We start from the raw sequence: 20,593 nt of genomic DNA on the forward strand, positions 1-20,593 counted from the left end.
CGGCGACCCCGACCGGTGAGTGCGCTGTGATGCGTAACGGCCTTGTCGAGCCCACTGACACGGCTCAGCGGCGATCACCGCGAGGGACGTTGCCAGCAGTAGTGAGTTCCGGCGGAGCGTTCTGGGACTGTGAGCGACGTCAGTGGTACGTCGACGCCCAGCGAGTCAGCTTGGAAGAGGCAGCACGATGGCTGCCGCCTCAGTCCTGAGCGGACCAGTACGACTGTCAGCACCGCCAGGTAGTCTCAGCTACGTCATCAACGCGGCCCGACGGGCTTCCGCTCCATCCCGGTGGAGTCTTGAAGGACATGCCCCCACCCGCACGAGTCTCTTCGTGCTGCCTGGGGGAAGTCCTTGCTGTTCCGCGCGTCCGCGAAAACGGTCGCCGTCATGGCACTCGACGGTTCGCTGTTCCTGCACCTGACTGACCAGTTCGCCCATATGCACGGCTACCGCCCCGGAGCGTCGGAGGTCCGCTCCTGGGAGCGCAGCATCCCAGTCCTGGCCGCCGCCCTCAACGACGCGGGCCTCGGCGACGTGGAAGTGATGCTGGAGTACGCGCTTCCGTTGAACAGCAAGCGTGCGGACGTCGTGCTCGCCGGTGTCCACCCGAGCACGGGCGAGCCGTCGTACGTCGTGGTGGAGCTCAAACAGTGGAGTCAGGCAACGCCCCACGACGACGACTCGACCCTGTGTCACGTCGACACCTACGCGCATCCCGTGCTGAACCCGATCGAGCAGGTGCGCCGTTACTGTGACTACCTGGTCAACTTCAACGGTGCCGTGGCCGAGCACCGGGACCGTGTCAACGGCGTGGCATTCCTGCACAACGCCAGCGAGTTCGGGGTTGCAGGCCTGCGCGAGATCGAACGTGACGGTCACGGACTGCTCTTCACCGCGGAGCGGCGCGGCGTCTTTCTGGAGCACCTCCGTTCGAGGCTGAGCGACAAGCATCCCGGGGCACGAGCGGCGGATGAACTGCTCGCCGGTGCCACGGTGCCGTCGAAACAGCTGATGGCCGTGGCTGCCGAGGAGGTGCGGGAGCGCCAGCAGTTCGTGCTCCTCGACGAGCAGCAGGTCGCCTACCGCATGGTGCTCAACGCGGTGGAGAAGGCCAAGCACGCCGACCGCAAGGAAGTGGTGATCGTCACCGGGGGGCCCGGTACCGGAAAGAGCGTGATCGCCCTCCAACTGCTCGGTGAGCTGTACCGACGCGGAGTACCGGCGCTGCACGCCACCGGATCGCAGTCGTTCACGAAGACGATGCGGAAGGTCGCCGGATCCCGGAAACGGGAAGTGCAGGACCTGTTCAAGTACTTCAACAGCTTCATGACCGCCGAGAAGAACAGCCTGGGCGCGTTGATCTGTGACGAGGCGCACCGCATCCGCGAGACCTCGGCCAACCGCTACACCCGCGCCGCGCTTCGGACCGGCAGGGCGCAGATCGACGAACTCATCGACGTCGCGTATGTGCCTGTCTTCTTCCTCGACGAGCACCAGGTGGTGCGCCCGGGAGAAATGGGCACCGTGGCCGAGATCAAGGCGGCGGCGGCCAGACGCGGCATCCCTTGTCATGTCGTCCCGCTGGACAGCCAGTTCCGCTGCGGAGGCAGTGACGCCTTTCTGCGCTGGGTGGTCCGTCTCCTCGGCCTCGAGCCCGGAGGACCGGTGGTCTGGGAACCCGACGACCGCATGCAGTTGCTCGTCGCCGACAGCCCGCAGGAGATGGAAGCCTTCCTCGAAGCCCGTCGAGCCCAGGGGTACGGCGCCCGTATGTCCGCCGGATACTGCTGGCGCTGGTCCCCGGAGCCCAAGCCCGGACAGCCGCTGCCTCCCGACGTCGTCATCGGTGACTGGGCCCGTCCGTGGAACCTGCGCGGCGACCGCTCGGTCTCGGGGGCGCCTCCGGCCGCGCTGTGGGCCACCGACCCCGCTGGTTTCGGGCAGGTCGGCTGCGTCTACACCGCCCAGGGCTTCGAGTACGACTGGTCCGGCGTCATCATCGGTCCCGATCTGGTCTGGCGTGGTGACCGCTGGGTCACGGATCGCGCGGCGTCGAAGGACCCGGTCTTCAAGAGGTCCACCCCGGACACCGATGTGGACCGGCTGATCAGGAACACGTACAAGGTACTGCTGACCCGCGGCATGGTCGGCACGATCGTGTACTCAACGGACTCCGAGACACGGGCGAAGCTGCGGGAACTGGTGGGTGACCGACCCGAAGTGAGGGCTTCCGCGGCGACCAAGCCCGTTGTTCGCCGCTGAGCTCGCGATCCGGCCATCCTGCCTGGAGTGAGGGGTGACAAAGACACGGCGGCACACGGGGCGACGGAGCATTTCCGCGGGGGCTGATGCCTCGCTGACGGAACGGTCGGCGTGGCGGAATGGAAGGCAGGCGGGGCCCGCGCGCACCGGCATCGCCACTGATGGCGGGCCGGTGAGCGAGGGTGCCGTGGTCAGACCACTGGGCAACCATGCCGAGCCGCGGAAGCGGTGGCGAAAGACGACAGCAATCGACGCACGCCCTCACTACCGACACTGCCCCGCACCCCCTTCTCGGCGTCCGGCCTGGGGAGTTCCCGGGCCTTGAAGTACGCGGTCCCCAGGGCGCCCTCGCAGGGGAGCTGTTGCATGACGGCGCCCCTGACGCTGCCGGGGTAGCGGCCGTCCAGGTACATCTCCTGCTGCGCGGAGGACCCGTAGTAGGCGGTCAGACGGACGTGGTGCCCCTTGGCCGACAGGTTCAAGGAGCACTCCTCGGTGAGCGCGCGCCCGGCCGGCGTCTCGGACACTGTCGTGAGCCCCAGTTGCGCCGCGTCCCGCGAGGTGACGATGCCGCGGCAGGTTCCTTTCGCCTGAGCGGCGGGGCGCGTCTGCCATTCGGTGCGGTCGACGGGGGACGGGCGTTGCCCGAGAGCGCCCTCGCAGCCGAAACGCTCCGCTGCGCGGCGGGCCGACTCGGTGGCGAACCGGACCACTTGTAGCCCCTGGGCGTCGGAGAGTTCCTCGATGTCCTGGCGCGCGTGGGCCAGGACGAGCAGGCCTTTGCCAAGCAGAGGCGTGCAGTCGACGAGGACCCCGGCCTCGGGCCGGTCCGTGACGGCGAAGGAGCCGTTCCAGTCGAATCCGATCGGTGTCGCCGAAGTGTTTTCTGCCGCGCCGCTGGTCCGGTGGGCCGCTGCGGGACGGATGTTCAGCTTGAGCTGCAAGCTGGAGAACCTGCCCTTCCCCGGGCTGGGCGCCGTGGGCGACTTCAACTCCATGGTCAGCACCACGTGCTCGGGCCCCACGGCCGACTACCTCGTGGCGTATGTCAGCGTCAGCCGCAAGTCCGGTGGCGATGTCGCCGAACGCCGGGAGAACATCAAGTCCTTCACCCTGGACTTCGTGAAGAAGGTGAAGACCGCGCTCGGCGGCACGGCCTGACGCCCCAGCGCAGCGACGAGGGGCCCTGCATCGCGAACGGCGCGGCGCAGGGCGCCCATCGTGCCCACCGGGGTTATTGATGCGCCGAGGGTGAAGCCCCCGCCCCTGTCGTTCACACGAGAGGGTCCGTGACCGTATCCGCGCGGGTTCCTGCAACCGCGATCGGTGACGGCCGTCCCCGCCAGGGGAGCTGAGTGCCGCTGACTCGTGCACGGCTTCCATCGCCTCGGCGCGCATCGGCGACGGTCCCTGCGGCGGGCATGGAGTTGCATCATCTGCACGTAGTAGCGGGCGTCGCCGTAGGCGTGCATGTCGTCCAAGCTGCGGGTGCTGTAGACCTCGCGGAGGCTCACCGGGCCGATGCCGGGGTCGAGCTCGGGGCGCGGGCGGGTCTTGCGGCGTAGGAGACGGTCAAGGCCGACGTAGACGTCCACGAGCGCGTTGAAAGCGGCACGGCCGTGCGGCGCCGCCGTGTGGTGGCGACGGCGCCGAGGTACGTCGGTCAGCCGTACGGCTCGGTCGTACGGCTCAGTTGTACGTGATGTCCGATGCCGAGAAGCGGCACGCGGTGCCGTCGGGGCCGCTGCCCAGCTGGGTGGGCTCCTTGCCGGTGCTGTTGCCCTTGAAGCGCACGCAGGTCTTGATCTTCTTCTTGGCGTCGCCGTGGATCCGGATCTTCGACAGCGTCGCGGTGTCGCCGTAGTTCTGGTTGACGCCGACGATCGAATTGCCCGGCGCGGTCACGTCGATGTCGCTCAGCACGATCGTGCGCTTGTACTGCGTCTTGCAGTTGCCGCACGAGCGGACCAGCTTGCCGAAGCCCTCCACCTGGAAGCCGGTCACGGTGAGCTTGCCGGCCCCGTTGAACTGGAGGACCTTGTCGTCGGCCTTCTTCGCCCCGCCGCCGATGACGTTGTACGTCGCCGAAGCCGACTTGCCCTTGAAGGTGGCGGCGTCCTCGCCGACGTCCAGCCACCACACGTCCTGAAGCGTGCAGCTGCCCTTGCAGTGGACGCCGTCGGCGGCGGGCGTGCCGATGATGACGTTCTTCAGGACGGCGCCGTCGGCCAGCTCGAAGAGGGGGGACTGACCCTCGTCCTGACCGCTGCCGCCCAGAGCGCCGGTGCCGTAGAACTTCTTCATCCCGCCGTCGTACTCACCGGATACCGGGATGGTCTTCGGTACCGGCTTGCTGCCGGTGTCCGAGGGCCAGGACGCGGCGGCCCCGGCGGGGGACAGCATCGTCGTGGTGACGATCGCCGCACCGGTCAGCCCGAGGGCGGCGGCTCCGCTGATCACCGCTCGGCGCGTGGTGACGCGGCGACGGTGGCGGACGCGCTGTTCAGCTCGTGCAGTCATGCCCATTCCTTGTGTGGGGGAGATCTTGCGATGTCCAGTCGCCACGGGTGGGGAAAAGGTTGCCGCGTTCCGTGATCAGTTTTCGTGCCGGGCGAAGTCGCCCGACACGGCGAGCTGTTCGCTCCGCGTCCGGGCGGTGGCCGCGTAGCGGTCGTCCCGGGCGTCCCGGCCGCCGCGGGCGTGGTTGTACTGCCCGGCGAACATCCACTGGCCGGCCGGGACCGTACGCCCCTGCTTGAGCACCCAGGTGTGGACGAGGTAGCCGTCCTTCTCCGCGATCGTCACGGTGAAGTCGTCCTCGGGCAGCGACCGCCAGGCACCGGTGGAGGCGACCCCGCCGGTCTGGGCGATGCGCAACTCGACCGTCAGCGCGGTCAGTTCCTCGCGCGTCTTGAGGGTGACGTTGCTCTGCGCCCAGAAGTCGTTGCTGTGCGGGTCCACGGAACCGTCCGACCACAGCGGCCCGTCCTGCTCACCCGCGGCGGGCATGCCGGCACCGGGCGCAGGTGACGGGGAGGCGCTCGGCTCGCGGGGCTCGCGGGAGGTGCTCGGCGTGGGGTCCACGGGCGTCGGGTCCACCGGCGAGGGCACCCGGCGCGTCGCGTCCGTCGACGGGGTGGGCGTGGAAGTGAGGGCGGGCGTCGGCGGGACCGCGACCGTCTGCCGCGGAGGCCCGTCGGTCACCACGGAGGCCACGCCGTAGCCGCCGGCGGCGAGGATCCCCGCGACCATCGCGGTGACGCCGGCCGCCCGCAGCCAGCCGAACCGGGGCGGACGGGCCGCTCGGGAGCGGGGCGGGTCCACCTGCGCCATGCCGCGTTCGAGCCGTGCCAGGATCCGCGCGCGGTCGGGCCGGTGCGCCCCGGCCGCCTCGTGCAGCCGGGCGCGCAGCTCGTCGTGCACGTCCCGCCGCATGGTCATCGGTCCCTTCCTCCGGCAGTCCCGGTACGTGCCATCGCCGTGTGCACCTTACGCGGATCACCCTGCGCGCGGAGCAGCCGCTGCAGCTCGGCCATCCCCTTCGACGTCTGGCTCTTCACCGTACCTACCGACACGCCCAGGGCCAGCGCGGTGTCCTTCTCGGACAGGTCGAACGCATGGCGCAGCACGACGCACGCCCGCTTCCGGAACGGCAGCCTGCGCAGCGCCCCTTGTACGTCGACCACCCCGGCCACGTCCGGATTCTCGGTCCTCTCCTCCCGCTGCGCCCAGAACAGCGCGACACGCCGCCGCTCGCGCACCGCGCTGCGGATCCGCGTCCGGGCCAGATTGGCGACCACGCCCCGCGCGTACGCCACCGGATGCTCGCTCGCCCGCACCCGGTCCCAGCGGTGCCACAGCGCGAGCAGCGCATCCGCCGCCAGGTCGTCGGCGGCATCCGCCTCGCCGGTCAACAGGTGCGCGAGCCGGGCCAATTCGGCGTAGTGCCGCTCGAAGAAGGCATGGAACTCCACGGAGGCGGCGTCGTCGACGACTGTGCCCACGGGTGATGCCTCCTCGCAGCGACTTCGGGGCCCCGGAACCGGGCGCCTGTGCGTCATGTGTTCGATATGTGAATGTCCGGACGAGATCCGGAAGAGTAGCAGTGAGCAACCGCTTGGTCTGCATCGCCTGTTCCCTCACGGCACTCCCGGTCCCGGTCGGGCGCCCAGGCCCCAGCGGATCCGGCACGGCGCCGTGGGATCAGACGCCGGTGGGCTTCCAGTCGCCGAACCAGTCCGCCGTCTCCTGGGCGGCGGCCTGGGTGTCCGTCAGGTGCGGGCGGTCACCGCCGGCGGGGCCCGCGCCCGGGCCGTCGTTGTTGTACTCGGCGAAACGGTCGTTCTTCCAGGAGAAGCCGCCCATGTCCGTCCAGGGAGCGGCCTTGGCGGCCGCGCCGAAGACGCTGTCGCGGATGGTGGTCTGCGGGTCGAGGCTCGCGTCGCCGCCGGCGTGCCAGGGGCGGCCGAGGAAGAAGCTCCGGGCGGCCACGTCGCCGTCGATGGTGGTGCGGCTTGTCCGCCGGGACCTTCACCGTCTCGCGGTACGTGCCGGGCGCGATCCGGATCACGACGCGCGAGGTGTTGCCCGCCGGGACGGCGTCGACGGCCTTCTGCACGCTCTTGTACCGGCCGCTGCCGTCCTTTGCCACGGTCAGGGTGCTCTGCGTCGCGGCGGCGGCCGCCGACCCGGCGCTCACCGTCGTGCCGATCGAACTGCATGGCCCTCCGGACTTGAGGATGTCGGGCACGTCGGACGCATGGTCGAGGCGGTAGTTGTCGTACGCCTTCGGATCGAACGCGGCGCCGCCGCTCTCGTTGCGGCCGCTGGTGCGGGCGAAGACGTTGCCGCGCTGGACCAGACCGGCCGTGTCGTCCTTGATGACGGGGTTGTTCACGCCCTGGAAGTAGCTGTTCTCCAGGACCATCCTCGTCCTGCCGCGCGCGTAGTTGCCGTAGGACGACGTGATGTCGGTACCCGGGTCATCCTGGATGTAGTTGTTGTAGAGGTGGGCGTGCGCGACGTTGTCGGTCGACGGGTTGCGCCGCTCGGTCTCACGGAACCAGTTGTGGTGGATCGTCCGGTTGGCGGTCGCGTTCTCCATCCAGCCGATGCCGAACGTCTTGTTGTTGGATCTCGATGAACAGCCGCAAGGACACCACCTGCGTGACGTGTCCTGGAACAGGCTGAGCGACAATGGCAGCCACCACGATGACGTACGGCCCCCGGGCGGTCGCGTACTTCTCCAGATCGGCGAGGGTGCGCACGGTGACCGTCTTGCCGCCCCTGCCGCCGTACGTCCCCTTCTGCCCGAGCGCGTGGACCGACGCGAAACCGTCAGCCGTGTCGTCGGCCCAGTCCGGCGCGGGGGCCGCCGCGGTCTTCGGCCGCGCGTCCTCTCCGAACACCCCGAAGGCCGTGCCGTAGGCCATGGCCCCTGCGGCGGCCGGCGCCAGCGGGACCCCTGCCGGCAGGGCCGTCTTCCTTCTGCGGTGCCGCGCCTTGCCGTCGCCGTGCCGCTCAGTCATGCGTGTTTTCTCAATCTGTACGTATGTGGGGGGCGCCCGTGAGGAACGGGCCGCTCGACAGTTGCCGCAGAGTCGGGAATGGTTCCCGTCCCGTCGAGATACGTGCGTCCAGCCGCTGCCCCCCCGGGCATGAACGGAAGACCACCGCTCCGGAACAGTGGAACCACCGCAGCGCATACGGCAGGAGCGCTTCCACCGCCCCGCATCCATGACGCCACGCAGCCCGCCCGACCTCCCGACAAGCCGTCCTCCCCGGCGCGAGGGTGGGTGAGCGCCCCGACTACGGCGGAGCTGTGACCGGGGACTCCCGACATCTCGACGTGGCCGCGACCTTCTTGCACACTGGCCGCGGCGGCCGACCGGAGCGCACGGTCGGGAAATCAGTGAGGACGTCTTGGAAGACTCGCTCGTACATGAGCCGGAGCATGGCGATGAGGAGCCTTCACCGGCGGCGGACGAAGGAGGCGCCCCGATGGCCCGCCGTCGCAGGTCCGAGTCGGGCACCGGGCCTGTGCTCGCCCGCGCCCTGCAGATCCTCGGCGCGTTCAGCGCGAACTGCCCGGAGATGACGTTGAGCGAGCTGTCGCGCCGGTCCGGGCTGCCGGTGTCGACCGTGCACCGGATGCTCGGAGAGCTCATCGCCTGGGGCGCGTTGGAGCGCGGTGACAAAGGGTGCTACCGCGTCGGCCTGCGGCTGTGGGAAGTCGCCTCCCTCGCGCCGCGCGGTCATGGCCTGCGCGAGCGGGCCCTGCCGTACCTGGAGGACCTCTCCCGGATTACCCGCGAGAACGTTCAGCTCGCCGTGCGCGAGGGTACGGAGGTCGTCTTCGTCGAGCGCATCGCGGGATCCGGTGCGGTGCCGGTGCTGACGCGTGTGGGCGGGCGCTTCGCCCTCACGGCCACGGGCGTCGGGCTGGTACTGCTCGCACACGCCCCCGCCGAGGTGCAGGAGCAGGCGCTCGCCGGCCCCATCGAACGCTTCACGCCGGGCACGGTCACCGATCCGCGTGAGCTGCGGCGCATGCTGGCCGAGGTACGGACCCGTGGCTACGCGGTCAGCGACCGCCAGGTCACGATGGACGCCCTGTCGGTAGCCGCCCCGGTACACGGCGTCGGCGGTGCGGTGATCGCCGCGATCTCCCTGGTGGTACGCCACGGCAGCACCTCCGCGCACGCGCTGGCCCGGCTCGTCTGTACCAGCGCCCGGGCGATCTCCCGCGCCATGATCACGCCGCAGGCCTGAGCCGCGGCGTTCCGCGTCCGAGGCGCAGTGCCTGCCCATGGCACACCGCACGCCAAGCCATGCGGACAGGACCTGACTCCCGTCCGTCACGACAACACGGCCGGCGTTTCGCGGATGCTTCCCGGCATCCGGAAAGACCCCTGGTGACCCGAGGGCGACGACCGCACGATGGTCCGCACCGTTGACGCCCGGGCCCGGTCCGCCGGGTCCGCACCCCGCCCGGCGAGCTGAGGGCGTCGACGACCACCACGCAGTCGACAACGGAGTGCTGCCATGGTTCTGCCACCCTCTTCCCCGCCTTCCGGATGCGTCCGGTGACCGGCCCCTCTCTGCGCACCGCCCTCGACGAGGGGCCGATGAGCCGCTTCCAGTGGGGCGCTATCGCGGTGTGCGTGGTGCTCAATATGCTTGACGGCTTCGACGTACTGGTCATGGCCTTCACCGGAAAAGCCGTGTCGGCGGAGTGGGAACTCAGCTCCTCCGAGCTCGGGCTGCTGCTCAGCGCCGGCCTCGTGGGCATGGCTCTGGGCGCCCTGTGCGTCGCCCCGTGGGCCGACCGGATCGGCCGCCGACCGGTCATCCTCGGCTGCCTGACGGTGGCCGCCCTCGGAATGCTGCTCTCCTCGGTCAGCCAGTCACCCGTCCACCTCGGAGCGCTGCGCGCGCTCACCGGAGTCGGCATCGGAGGCGTCCTGGCCGGCAGCAACGTCATCGCCGGCGAGTACGCCTCCCGCCGCTGGCGCGGGCTGGCCGTCAGCCTCAACTCCACCGGCTACGCGGTCGGCGCCACCGTGGGCGGCCTGCTCGCGGTCGCCATGATCGGGCAGTTCGGCTGGCGTTCGGTCTTCCTGACCGGCGGCCTGGCCACCGCCGTCGCCGTCCCGCTGGCCTACTTCTGCCTGCCCGAGTCCGTGGACTTCCTGGCCTCCCGCAGGCCGAAGGGCGCCTTGGCGAGATTGAACAACCTGGCCCGGCGCACGGGCCATCCGCCGCTGGAGAGCCTGCCCGAGCCCGCCGCCCGACCGTCCGGAGTCGGGGCCGGATTCCGGGAGCTGCTCTCACCCGCGCTGCGCCGCCCGACGCTGCTGCTGTGGTCCGCCTTCTTCCTCGTCATGGCCGGCTTCTACTTCGTGACCAGCTGGACCCCGACCTTGCTGGTCGAGGCCGGCCTCTCCGGCACCCAGGGCCTCACCGGCGGGACACTGCTCAACCTCGGGGGCATCTTCGGTGCGGCCGCGCTCGGGGCCCTCGCCGCCCGGTTCGCGCTCCGCTCCCTCCTCATCACCTACTTGATCACCACCGCCGTGATGCTGTCGGCCTTCATCGCCTCGACGTCCTCGCTGGGTGCCGCCTTCGTTCTCGGCGCGGTGATCGGCCTGTTCGCCAACGGCTGCGTGGCCGGCCTCTATGCCCTCACCCCGGTCACGTACGCCACAGGGGTCCGGGCCACAGGACTCGGCAGCGCCCTCGCGGTCGGCCGCATCGGCGCGATCCTCGCCCCCACCGTCGCGGGCAGCATGCTCGACGCCGGCTGGACCCCGCAGAACCTCTACCTCGCCGTCAGCCTGATCTTCATCGCCACCGCGGCCCTCCTCCTGCTGCTGCGCCCCGCCCCGGAAGGGGACCCGGAGCCCGCCGCCGCGGCTCCGGCCACCGGTACCGCGCACTGAGCACCCCATCCCAAAGGAAACGATCATGACTGCTTTCGTACGCGATCAGTGGTACGTCGCCGCCTACGGGCGCGAGGTCGGGCGCGAGCTGCTCGGACGCACCGTACTGGGCGAACCGATCCTGCTGTACCGCACCGAGGACGGCCGGGCGGTGGCGATGTCCGAGCGCTGTGTGCACCGGCGCTTCCCGCTGTCACAGGCGCCCAGCCGGCTGGACGGCGACCGGGTGGTGTGCGGCTACCACGGCTTCACCTACGGCACCGACGGCGGCTGCACCTTCGTGCCCGGCCAGCAGCGCATCCCGCGCACCGCGCGCCTGAAGACGTACCCGGTGGTCGAGCAGGACTCCTTCGTGTGGGTGTGGATCGGCGACCGCGAGCCCGGGGACACCCTGCCGCCTCGCGCTCCGTGGATGGACTCGCCCGACTACACCGTCGTGTCGGGCATGGAACCGATCGACGCCGACTACGGTCTGCTCGTCGACAACCTCATGGACCTCTCCCACGAGACGTACCTGCACGGCGGCTACATCGGCACTCCCGAGGTGGCCGAGACGCCCATCACCACCGAGGTCGACGACTCAGCCGGCATCGTCCGCGTCAGGCGCCACATGGACGACGCGGAGTGCCCGCCGTTCTACGCGAAGTCGACGGGCATCGAGGGCCGGATCACCCGCTGGCAGGACATCGAGTACCACGCGCCCAGCCTCTACCTGCTCCACTCGCGCATCGCGCCCCTCGGCGCTCCCGGGCCGCATCCGGACGGCAGCGACCCGCACGCCTTCCACGTGGAGGTCGTCTACGGCATCACCCCTTCGACGGAGCAGACGGTGTACGACTTCTGGGCCGTGGCCCGCGACTTCGCGCTCCACGACCAGGGCGTCACCGAGTTCCTGCGCGGCAACAACCACACGGTGGTCATGCAGGACGTGGTGGCCCTCAACGTGCTGCAGAGGTCTCTGGACACGGAGAAGGCCGGCTACCAGGAGCTGAGCATCAACATCGACACCGGCGGACTCGCCGCCCGCCGCCTCCTCGCCCGCCTGGCCCAGGAGGGGGCCGGGACGCCGGCCCGGGCGGACGCGCGATGACCCCGCTCCACCCACCCGGTCTCTCCGGCGAGAACGTCAACCGCGTCCACTGGGTCCTCGGCACCGACCTGTTGCCGGCCGTCTGCCACTGCGATGCGCAGCGGGAGTTCGAGGGCCCGGTCGAGTTGTGGGACTGGCTGCTCCGCCATCCCGAGGACCACCACGCCGGCCCTGTTCCGCCGTCCGCTCCCGCGCCCGCTTCCCAGCCTCGGCCCGCGAACCCGGCCTGAAGCCGGCCCCGGTCCGGAAAGAGAACCACCATGACCCTCACGAGCCCCCAACGCACCATCGCGGAACTCGAGCTGACCCTGCTGCGCAAGGAGCCCCTCGCCGAGGGCGTCGTCCGGCTCAGCCTGGCCCACCCCTCCGGCGAGCGGCTGCCCGCCTGGGACCCCGGCTCCCACATCGACCTGGTGCTGGGCCCGGACCTGGTACGGCAGTACTCGCTGTGCGGCGACCCGCGGGACACCTCCCTCCTCCACGTGGCCGTGCTGCGCGAGCCACAGAGCCGGGGCGGCTCCCGCTACGTCCACGACACGCTGGCCGAGGGCGACACGGTCCGGGTGCGCGGCCCCCGCAACCACTTCCCGCTGGTCGACTCCGCCCGCTACCTGTTCATCGCCGGCGGCATCGGCATCACCCCGTTCCTGCCGATGCTCGCCACCGCCGAGCAGCGGGGGGCCGACTGGCGGCTGGTGTACGGCGGACGCAGCCTCGCCACCATGGCTTACGCCGGGCGACTGGCCAAGGACCACCCCCACCGCGTGGAACTGTGCCCCCAGGACGAGACCGGCCTCCTCGACCTGGACGGGCTGCTCGGCAGCCCCGCCCCCGGCACCCTTGTCTACTGCTGCGGTCCCGAGCCCCTGCTCAACGCGGTGGAGCGGCGATGTGCCTCCTGGCCGAAGGGCGCACTGCACATCGAGCGGTTCAGTCCGAAGCCGCGGGAGGACGCCGCCACTTCGGCTTCCTTCGAGGTGGAACTCTCCCGGAGCGGCATGACGGTGACCGTCCCACCGGACAAGACCGTCCTCCAGGCGGTCGAGGAGGCCGGCGCGCAGGTTCTGTCCTCGTGCCGGGAGGGCACCTGCGGCACCTGCGAGACGACGGTCCTCGACGGGGCGGTGGACCACCGCGACTCACTGCTCACCCCCGCTGAGCGGGCACGCAACGACACGATGTTCATCTGCGTCTCGCGCGCCGCCTGCCCGCGCCTCGTCCTGGACCTGTGACCGGTCACGGTGTCCCTCCGGGTGCTACAGCCCCTCGCCATCGGCCGAGATGTGGCGCATCAGGCGGTCCAGGTGCGAGCGCATCACGGCGATCAAGTCGAAGGAACGTCCGCCGGTCAGCCACTGGATCCGCAGCCCGGCGTCGAGCGCCGCGCACTCCCGGGCGATGCTCTCGGGATCCAGGCCCGCTTTGAGTTCACCCGACACGGTGCCGGCGTGCAGGCGGTCCGCGAGTTCCCGCACACCCTTCTCCTGCCACCGGGAGAAGAAGTCGTGCGCGGGGTGGTCGGGTGCGGTGGCCTCGGCGCCCACCACGACGGCGAGCTCGAGGATTCCCGGCATGGTGAGGATTTCGGCGGTGTCGTCCAGGTGGCAGCGAAAGGCGTCCCGTACCGAGTCGGACACGCGTAGCCACTGCTCGTCGAGCCGTTCGTGCCAGTGCTGCACGACAGCCAGCAGGAGTTGCTGTTTGTCGCGGAAGTGATGCAGCAGCCCGGCGTCGGTGATCCCGGCGTCCTGGGCGATGCGGGCGAGTGAGGTCTTGCGGTAGCCGTCCTGGCCGAAGCGCAGCAGCGCGGCCTCGAGGATCTGGTGGCGTCTGGCCTGCCCTGTCGCGTAGCCGCCGCGCGGCCCCCGTGGTGTCCCCATACGGACCACCGTACCGAGTGTCGTCGCTGGTCATCACGGGAGTGCTGCCGCCGCACGGAGAGGCCGCCCCGCCGACGCGCTGCGATGTGACGTGCGCCACTCTCTCAATGCCTAGCGTGCACTAAGTATTGGCTCCATCATCATCCGGAAGCGAGGGAACGTTTCGAGCCTGTGGCCGAGAGATGAGCTCTGGGTAACGGCATGCCCTTCCTCGCACGACCCCGGCCTCCCCCCTGTTCGCGAAAGGAGGCGGCTTCATGACACCCACGTCTGCAAGCCCCTCGCTCGACGCAGCACCGTCCCAAGACACCGCGAGATGGACGCCGCGACTGGTCGCCGTGCTCGTTGCGCTCATCTGGCCGACCCAGCTCCTGGCCGCCGCCGGCATCCTGGGTGCCAACGCCACCGCCAGCGTGGCGCAGAGCTTCCACACCACCCACGTGGCCTGGTTCGGTCTGACCGTCGTCCTCGTCTCGACGCTGCTGACGCCGTTCGTGATGAAACTGGGCGACCGGTACGGCAAGAAGCGGCTCATGCTCGTGATGACCGCCTTGGGGGTCGTGGGAGACGTCATCGCCGCGATGGCGGGCAGCTTCTGGCTGCTGCTGGCCGGACGGGCCATCGCCGGCTGCTACGGCCCGTTCGCCGCCCTGTCCTTCCCCGCCGTGCGGGACATCTTCCCCGCCCGGTTGGTGAAGCCGGCCAGCGCCGTCCTGGGCAGCAGCGTCGGCCTGGTGGCCCTGACCGCGCCGTTCCTGGCCGGCCGGCTGGTCGACGGCTGGGGCTACGAAGGCGTGATGTGGTTCCTCGCCGCGGCTTCCGCCGTCGGCTTCGCGCTGATCGCCTTCCTGGTGCCGCAGACCCCACCGCACGACCGCCGGCCCGGCTTCGACTGGCTCGGCGGCCTGGTCCTCGGCGGAGGGCTGACCGCGGTCGTCTACGCGGTCGGCCAGGGGCAGAGCTGGGGGTGGGCCGACGCCAAGACCCTCGGCTGGCTCACCGCCGGCCTGGCCGCACTGGTCGTCTTCCTCTTCGTGGAACGCTCCAGCGCCCACCCGATCCTGGACCTGAAGGTGCTCAGGCGCCGCCCGGTCGCCCTGGTCCTCGTCACCGGAGGGCTCGCACAGTCCGTCGCTTACACCATGCCCGGCATGGCGATCCTGCTCGCCCTCTACCCGCAGATACCCGGCGTCTCCGCCGGGCTCGGATGGACCGCGCAGCACAACGCCGTCGTCAGCCTGACCTGGAACGCAGTGATGTTCGGGTCCGGCCTCGTCGCCAGCCGCCTCCTGCGCAGGATCGATCCCCGCCTGCTCTGGTGGACGGGGCTGGCCCTCATGGCGGTCGGCTACGGCCTGGTGGGTTTCTTCCACGCCGACGAGACCCAGCTCATCCTCACCTCGTGCCTGGCCAACCTCGGCGCCGGTCTCGTCGTCGCGGGAGCACCGGTGCTGGTCGTCGGTGTGGTCTCCAAGGACGAGCAGGGGCTGGGCAGCGGCATGCTCAACATGCTCATCAACTTCTTCGGCGCCATCGTCACCGCCCTCTCGTTCGCCGCCCTCGCCACACACAGCACCGTCGTGGACGGCACCGCCTTCTACCAGGACGGCGGCTACGCCTGGCTGTTCTGGACCGGAGCGCTGCTCACGGTGCTCACGCTGGTGATCTCGCTGTTCATCCCGCCCCTGCGGGACCCCGCGGAGACCGACGCCGCCCCCGTCGTCTGAACGCGCCGGGACATAGCCCACCAGGACCTCTGCGGCGTGCAGAGGTCCTGGTGGGCGCAAGCCGTGCGTGGCCTGCTGGCTGTGGGCTGTCCGGAGCGGGTCAGGCCCTGCCGTCGGCGGGCGTACCTCGGTAGCTCCGCACGACGTCCGCGTACGCCTTCGCGCTCGGCTTCGGACGGCGCCGGAACGTTTCGCGGTCGACCTCGTGAAGCCCGAGCTGGGCCCCGTATCCGAAGATCCACTCGAAGTTGTCCATGAGCGTCCAGTGGCAGTAGCCGAGGACGGGCGTGCCCGCGCCGACCTCGGCTGCGAGCCCGTGGATCGCGGCGGGAACGAAGGCGGCGCGCTGTGTGTCGTCCGAGGTCTGGATGCCGTGTTCGGTCACGAGGACCGGCACCCCCGCCCTCTCGTGGGCGTAGCGCACGGCGCCGGCGAGGGACTCGGGCGCGATGGCCGTGCCCATGCCGTTGAGCTCGCCGTCGGCCGTCACCTCGCCGTCGGGGCCGTGCACGATGCGCTCGTAGTTCTGTACGCCGATGAAGTCGTCGTTGCGGGCCTCGTGCAGCCAGTGTTCGTAGACCGCGGCGCGCTTGGCGTCCCTGCGTTCCTCGCCACCGGGTAGCGCCACCTCGTCGGCGATGGCGATGGAGACGCCGACGGGCAGGTCGCTCCGGCGGGCCTTGATCGCGTCGCGGGCGGCGCGGTGGGCACGGGTGAATGCGGCCTGGAACTCGTCCTGCCGGTGGGCGGGGATGACGTTCGCGCTGGCGTAGGTGTCGCTGCCGGCGGCGCGTGCGGCGGCCGCGAGCATCTGCGTCTTGAGCGTCTCCGCCTCGGCCGGGAGCTTCGCGCCCGCCTGGAGCAGCTGCTCCAGGTTGGGTTCGTTGAGGGTGACGGCGTACGCGATGCGGTCGCCGAAGCGGGCCATGACCCGGTCACACTGCTCGGCGAACCGTGCCGGGGCGTCGGCGGCGGTCCAGGAACCGGCCGCCGCGAACCAGTGCGGTGCGGTGAAGTGGCTGAACGTCACCAGGGGCGCCATACCACGTTTGAGGCAGCCGTCGACCTTGCGCTCGTAGTGGTCGAGGGCCTCGGCGGAGACGACGCCGGGCTCGGGTTCGACGCGGGCCCACTCGACGGAGAAACGGAAGGCGTTGAGTCCGAGTCCGGCGGCCAGGTCGAGGTCCGTCTCCCACTGCTGGTAGCCCCGGCAGGCCGGCCCGCTCGGCTCGCGGAACAGCGAGGGCGTCGTGTGCTCCAGGAACCAGGTGTCGCTGGCGCTGTTGTGGCCCTCGTTCTGATGCCCCGCGGTGGCGACGCCCCACAGGAAGGTGTCGGGCAGCTTGGTGTGTGTCATGTGTGCTCCTTGCACTGAGCCGGTGGTCCGGTGAGCGGGTCGGCCTGAGCCGATTCGACGGGCGTCACCGTGCGGTTGCGGGAAACGGGGGCCGGAAGGTGTGCCGGCCGGGTCCGATCTCCATGGGCTCCGTGCCCGGCAGCTCGACCAGTGCGGTGACGTCCGGCGGTACGAGGAGGTCGACGTGCAGCGTGCCGCCCTCGCGACGCCATCCGATCCCGGCGCGGCCGTACGGCGTGTCGTGGTCGGCCCGGGCCCAGGTGAGGCCCCCGCCGGGACGGGGACGGACCAGCAGTCGCCGATAGCCCGGCTCGGCGGGGGCCAGTCCGGCGACGGTGCGGTGGATCCAGTCGGCGACCGCGCCGAGCGCGTAGTGGTTGAAGGAGGTCATCTCGCCGGGGTTGACGCTGCCGTCGGGGAGCATGCTGTCCCAGCGTTCCCATACGGTGGTGGCGCCCATGTCGACCTGGTGGAGCCACGAGGGGGAGGCCCGTTGGGTCAGCAGCCGGTAGGCGGTGTCCACGTGCCCGGTGTCGGTCAGCGCGTCGCACACCAGGGGCGTGCCGAGGAAGCCGGTGCCGATGCGGTGCCCGCGCTCGGCCACCAGACCGGCCAGCCGGCGTCCGGCCTCCGCGCGGTCGGCGTCGTCCTCCAGCAGCCGGAAGCACAGGGCGAGGGCGTAGGCGGTCTGAGTCTCCTCCGTCAGACGCCCGCCTCCGGCGTGGAAACGGGAGTTGAAGGCGTCGCGGACCGCGTCGGCCAGGGCGTGGTAGTGCGCGGAGTCGTCCTTGTTCCCCAAGACCCCGGCGGTGCGGGCCAGGAGCCGAGCGGAGTGGGCGAAGTACGCCGTGGCGACCAGGGTGGACGCCGTCATCGCGCGGCCGGGATCGTCCGCCGGGGCGGTCGGGTCGAGCCAGTCGCCGAACTGGAACCCCTCACCCCAGATGCGGTCCGGCCCGGCGATCCGGTCGACGGCGTCGACCCAGCCACGCATCGAGGGGTACTGGGCGCGCAGCACGTCGGCGTCGCCATAGCGCTCGTACAGCACCCAGGGGACGATGACGGCCGCGTCACACCAGCCGGCCATCGGCGGGTTGCCGGGCGGCATGGGTACCGGCGTGATCACCGGGATGTCGGGGCTGAACACCGGGGGTACGCGGCGTTCGTCGTCGCCTTGGTCGGCGGCGAGATCGCGCAGCCAGGAGCGCAGGAAGTCGCGGACGTCGTAGAGGAAGGCGGCGGTGGGGGCGAAGACCTGGACGTCGCCGGTCCAGCCGAGGCGCTCGTCGCGTTGCGGGCAGTCGGTGGGTACGTCGACGAAGTTGCCGCGCATCCCCCACACCACGTTCTCGTGCAGGCGGTTCAGGGAGTCGTCCGAGCAGGAGAACCAGCCGGTGCGGCGCAGGTCGCTGTGGAGCACGACGGCCGTGATGTCGGCGGGGTCGAGCTCGCCGGGCCAGCCCTCGACCTCGGCGTAGCGGAAGCCGTGGAAGGTGAAGCGGGGTTCCCACTCCTCGCCCGCCGGGTCGCCGCGCAGGACGTAGCGGTCGGTGGCGGTGGCGTGCCGCAGCGGACGGGTGCAGAGGTCGCCGTCCTGCAGCACCTCGGCATGGCGGAGGGTGACCGTGCGGCCGGCCTCGCCGCGGACGCGGATGCGCAGCCGCCCGACGAGGTTCTGACCGAAGTCGAGGATGGTCCGGCTCGTGGGTGAGGTGGTCACGGAGACGGGTGCCAGGTGCTGCATGCGGCGCACCGGGGGGCTGTCGGCCGGGAAGAGGACGGTGGTGTCGAAGTCCAGGATCTCCACCGGCTGCCACGCCGAGTCGTCGAAGCCGGGTTCGCTGAAGCCGGCTTGCTCGCGGCGGGCGTCGTACTCCTCGCCCTCGTACAGACCGGCGGTGAGTACAGGCCCGGGGCTCCAGCGCCAGCCGTCTCCGGTACCGACGGTGTCGGCGGAGCCGTCGGTGTACTCCACGCGCAGTTCGGCGAGGAGTCCGGTGTGCTCACCGTAGATGTCCCGGGTACCGCCGTTGAATCCGAGCAGGCCCCGGTACCAGCCGTCGGCCAGGTGGGCACCCCAGGCGTTGCGGCCCTCGCGGACCAGGGCCGTGACGTCGAAGGACTGGTAGCGGTGGCGATGGCGGTAGCTCGTCCAGCCGGGGGCCAGGACGTGGTCGCCCACCATGGTTCCGTTGAGCTCCAGCTCGTAGACGCCGAGGGCGGTGACGAGGAGTCGCGCCGATCGCACCGCTGCCCGCGTGGTGAACTCGCCACGCAGCAGGGCGGCGGGGCGGGCGCCGCCTTCCGTGGAGGCGGGTGCAGAGGGGCGGGGGCTGGCGACGCGTGCGGTCGGGGTCCAGTGGGGGGACATGGCGGCCATCATGCGGCTAATACCTAGTGAAAGCTAGGCATTCAGGAGTGTGGCGTGCGTCACGGCGGCAGGTGTGGTGGCGCGAGGATGCGTTCATGGCGGTGTGCAGGCCCCGCCGGGCCGCAGTCGGGCTGCTCTCTGGCGCGGTGGCGACACCGCGACGCTCGTCCGCCTCGATGCCGACCGGACGGCGGCCCGGCCCCGGCGAGGCAGGCGGCGATGTTCCACACCGCCCGCACCATCGGCGGCAGCGCCCGCACCCCGAAGACGCAGGAGGAGATGAGCCGGGCAGGCGTTGACCACGTCGTCGGGCTCGACTTCGCCGGGGGCCGTGATCAACCTGGCGGGCTCAATCCGTCTGGAATGGTGGCCAGTCGGTGATCGGGCGCGGTTCTTGGAGGCGTCCCCTGGCGGTGGCGTCGGCGGCGACCTCGATCAGGAGGTACTGGTCGCCCGAGAACACCCAGAAGCGATTCTCGGTCCCCGGAACCGCCATCCCACTCCGGTTACACCACCTGATCCGGTCACCGCGAAGGCAGAAAAGCACGGCCCGTACAACCATGGTTGTACGGGCCGTGCTCCGTTTCTCAACCCTTCGTTTCAATGTGTTGTGACGCTCCGTTTCCGCAGGTCACCATGGTCATCGCCACAGCCCGTAACCGCAGAAACGGATGGCTAGGTGCACACGTCTCAGCAACCCACAGCAATTGTTTCCCAGGCGCAGACAAGTGACTTCGAAGAGGGCTGGCAGCGCACTGCAGTCGAGGAGATTGCGGCGCGGCTCGCCGACCCGGACTTTCCTTGCGTCTTCTCGCGGAACGCTTTCCGCAAGCAGCTCCTGAGGTTCGTCTTCGTGGCGGACGGCGGGAGCGACGGCATTCGGCATCTGGCGGCGGCTCTGACGGAGTACGTCGAGGAGGCGGGGCGCTGGGACGGTCAACTGGACACCGCGTATCCGCTGGTCGTGGTGTTCCCGCCGGACGCCGTGACGGCGGACTCGGTCGAAGGCCACCACGCCTTCGGCTGGCACGTGCTGCAGGAACTGCACCGTGTCGACCCCGCGCCCTGGCCCGCCGGCGTCGCGCGGCATCCCGATGCCGAGACGTGGTCCATGTGCTTCAACGGAATGCCGCTGTTCTGCAATATGAGCAACCCCGCGCACCGGGTTCGCCGCAGCCGGAACCTCGGCGGTTCCTTCGTACTCGTCATCAATCCGCGCGAGCGGTTCGATGTGTTCGCCGGAGAAACTCCGAGCGGCCGGAAAGTCCGCGCCAACATCCGCAAGCGCATACACCGTTACGACGGTGTCCAGCACTCGCCGCAATTGGGTTCCTACGGCGTCGGCGCCCTCGAATGGCGCCAGTACGGCCTGATCGAGGAGAACACCGGGCGAACCGACACCTGCCCCTTCCGGCCCCACGACACCGACGACACCGACGACACGCAGAGGAATGCCTGACTC

At 70.4% G+C, this 20,593-nt stretch carries 17 protein-coding genes and 1 pseudogene; 10 read left to right on the plus strand and 8 right to left on the minus strand.

Going from position 1 to position 20,593, the window contains the following annotated elements; all coding sequences use genetic code 11:
• Positions 1–29: 29 nt before the first annotated feature.
• Together ABZX67_RS10295 and ABZX67_RS10300 are read left to right on the plus strand one after the other, a co-directional pair.
• Positions 30–209, plus strand: a complete 180-nt coding sequence (locus ABZX67_RS10295; RefSeq protein WP_355356969.1) for a DUF5710 domain-containing protein — start codon at positions 30–32, stop codon at positions 207–209.
• 145 nt (positions 210–354) lie between these two features.
• Positions 355–2,265: a DUF2075 domain-containing protein gene (locus ABZX67_RS10300; RefSeq protein ID WP_355356892.1), complete on the plus strand. Its 1,911-nt coding sequence runs from the start codon at positions 355–357 to the stop codon at positions 2,263–2,265.
• Positions 2,266–2,456: 191 nt separating this feature from the next.
• Here ABZX67_RS10300 and ABZX67_RS10305 read toward each other — a convergent pair whose 3' ends face one another.
• Positions 2,457–3,209: a hypothetical protein gene (locus ABZX67_RS10305; protein WP_355356894.1), complete on the minus strand. Its 753-nt coding sequence runs from the start codon at positions 3,207–3,209 to the stop codon at positions 2,457–2,459.
• On the opposite strand from ABZX67_RS10305, the gene ABZX67_RS10310 reads away from it, so the two are divergent.
• Entirely contained in the window at positions 3,199–3,426 is a 228-nt protein-coding gene (locus ABZX67_RS10310) for a hypothetical protein (RefSeq protein ID WP_355356896.1), read from the plus strand. The two genes, ABZX67_RS10305 and ABZX67_RS10310, sit on opposite strands and share 11 nt — an antisense overlap.
• Before the next feature lie 528 nt (positions 3,427–3,954).
• On the opposite strand, the gene ABZX67_RS10315 is transcribed toward ABZX67_RS10310, so the two are convergent.
• The 4 genes and pseudogenes from ABZX67_RS10315 to ABZX67_RS10330 all read right to left on the minus strand — a co-directional run bounded on the left by ABZX67_RS10315 (position 3,955) and on the right by ABZX67_RS10330 (position 7,793).
• On the minus strand, positions 3,955–4,785 hold the full coding sequence (locus ABZX67_RS10315; RefSeq protein ID WP_355356898.1) for a pectate lyase: 831 nt from the start codon (positions 4,783–4,785) through the stop codon (positions 3,955–3,957).
• Between the two features lie 75 nt (positions 4,786–4,860).
• A complete protein-coding gene (locus ABZX67_RS10320) occupies positions 4,861–5,706 on the minus strand; it encodes a hypothetical protein (RefSeq protein WP_355356900.1) in 846 nt (281 codons plus the stop codon).
• The gene (locus ABZX67_RS10325) at positions 5,703–6,269 is read right to left on the minus strand and encodes a SigE family RNA polymerase sigma factor (protein WP_355356902.1); all 567 of its coding nucleotides are present in this window, start codon (positions 6,267–6,269) and stop codon (positions 5,703–5,705) included. Before ABZX67_RS10325 ends, ABZX67_RS10320 begins: the two co-directional genes overlap by 4 nt.
• Before the next feature lie 199 nt (positions 6,270–6,468).
• Positions 6,469–7,793, minus strand: a pseudogene (locus tag ABZX67_RS10330) (pectinesterase family protein).
• 472 nt (positions 7,794–8,265) lie between these two features.
• Here ABZX67_RS10330 and ABZX67_RS10335 point away from each other — a divergent pair.
• The 5 genes from ABZX67_RS10335 (at position 8,266) to ABZX67_RS10355 (ending at position 13,028) form a co-directional block, all read left to right on the plus strand.
• Positions 8,266–9,036: an IclR family transcriptional regulator gene (locus tag ABZX67_RS10335; protein WP_355356904.1), complete on the plus strand. Its 771-nt coding sequence runs from the start codon at positions 8,266–8,268 to the stop codon at positions 9,034–9,036.
• Positions 9,037–9,350: 314 nt separating this feature from the next.
• Entirely contained in the window at positions 9,351–10,706 is a 1,356-nt protein-coding gene (locus ABZX67_RS10340; RefSeq protein WP_355356906.1) for an MFS transporter, read from the plus strand.
• A 25-nt stretch (positions 10,707–10,731) separates the two neighbouring features.
• Positions 10,732–11,796 (plus strand): aromatic ring-hydroxylating dioxygenase subunit alpha, encoded by a 1,065-nt coding sequence (locus ABZX67_RS10345; RefSeq protein WP_355356908.1) that lies wholly within the window; start codon positions 10,732–10,734, stop codon positions 11,794–11,796.
• Entirely contained in the window at positions 11,793–12,026 is a 234-nt protein-coding gene (locus ABZX67_RS10350) for a hypothetical protein (RefSeq protein WP_355356910.1), read from the plus strand. Before ABZX67_RS10345 ends, ABZX67_RS10350 begins: the two co-directional genes overlap by 4 nt.
• A gap of 30 nt (positions 12,027–12,056) precedes the next feature.
• Positions 12,057–13,028 carry a PDR/VanB family oxidoreductase gene (locus ABZX67_RS10355; RefSeq protein WP_355356912.1) on the plus strand — a complete coding sequence of 324 codons (972 nt, stop codon included), beginning with the start codon at positions 12,057–12,059 and terminating at the stop codon, positions 13,026–13,028.
• Positions 13,029–13,052: 24 nt separating this feature from the next.
• Here ABZX67_RS10355 and ABZX67_RS10360 read toward each other — a convergent pair whose 3' ends face one another.
• On the minus strand, positions 13,053–13,676 hold the full coding sequence (locus ABZX67_RS10360) for a TetR/AcrR family transcriptional regulator (protein ID WP_355356914.1): 624 nt from the start codon (positions 13,674–13,676) through the stop codon (positions 13,053–13,055).
• 257 nt (positions 13,677–13,933) lie between these two features.
• Between ABZX67_RS10360 and ABZX67_RS10365 the strand changes: the two genes are divergently transcribed.
• Positions 13,934–15,403 (plus strand): MFS transporter, encoded by a 1,470-nt coding sequence (locus ABZX67_RS10365; protein ID WP_355356916.1) that lies wholly within the window; start codon positions 13,934–13,936, stop codon positions 15,401–15,403.
• Between the two features lie 100 nt (positions 15,404–15,503).
• Here ABZX67_RS10365 and ABZX67_RS10370 read toward each other — a convergent pair whose 3' ends face one another.
• Both ABZX67_RS10370 and ABZX67_RS10375 read right to left on the minus strand, forming a co-directional pair.
• Complete coding sequence (locus ABZX67_RS10370; RefSeq protein WP_355356918.1) at positions 15,504–16,760, minus strand: family 1 glycosylhydrolase; 1,257 nt, start codon at positions 16,758–16,760, stop codon at positions 15,504–15,506.
• Between the two features lie 64 nt (positions 16,761–16,824).
• A complete protein-coding gene (locus ABZX67_RS10375) occupies positions 16,825–19,131 on the minus strand; it encodes a glycoside hydrolase family 78 protein (RefSeq protein WP_355356920.1) in 2,307 nt (768 codons plus the stop codon).
• Between the two features lie 679 nt (positions 19,132–19,810).
• Here ABZX67_RS10375 and ABZX67_RS10380 point away from each other — a divergent pair.
• The gene (locus ABZX67_RS10380) at positions 19,811–20,590 is read left to right on the plus strand and encodes a YqcI/YcgG family protein (RefSeq protein ID WP_355356922.1); all 780 of its coding nucleotides are present in this window, start codon (positions 19,811–19,813) and stop codon (positions 20,588–20,590) included.
• Positions 20,591–20,593: the final 3 nt, after the last annotated feature.

Origin of the sequence: Streptomyces sp. NPDC003036 (assembly GCF_040611175.1) — a bacterium.
Taxonomy (GTDB): domain Bacteria; phylum Actinomycetota; class Actinomycetes; order Streptomycetales; family Streptomycetaceae; genus Streptomyces.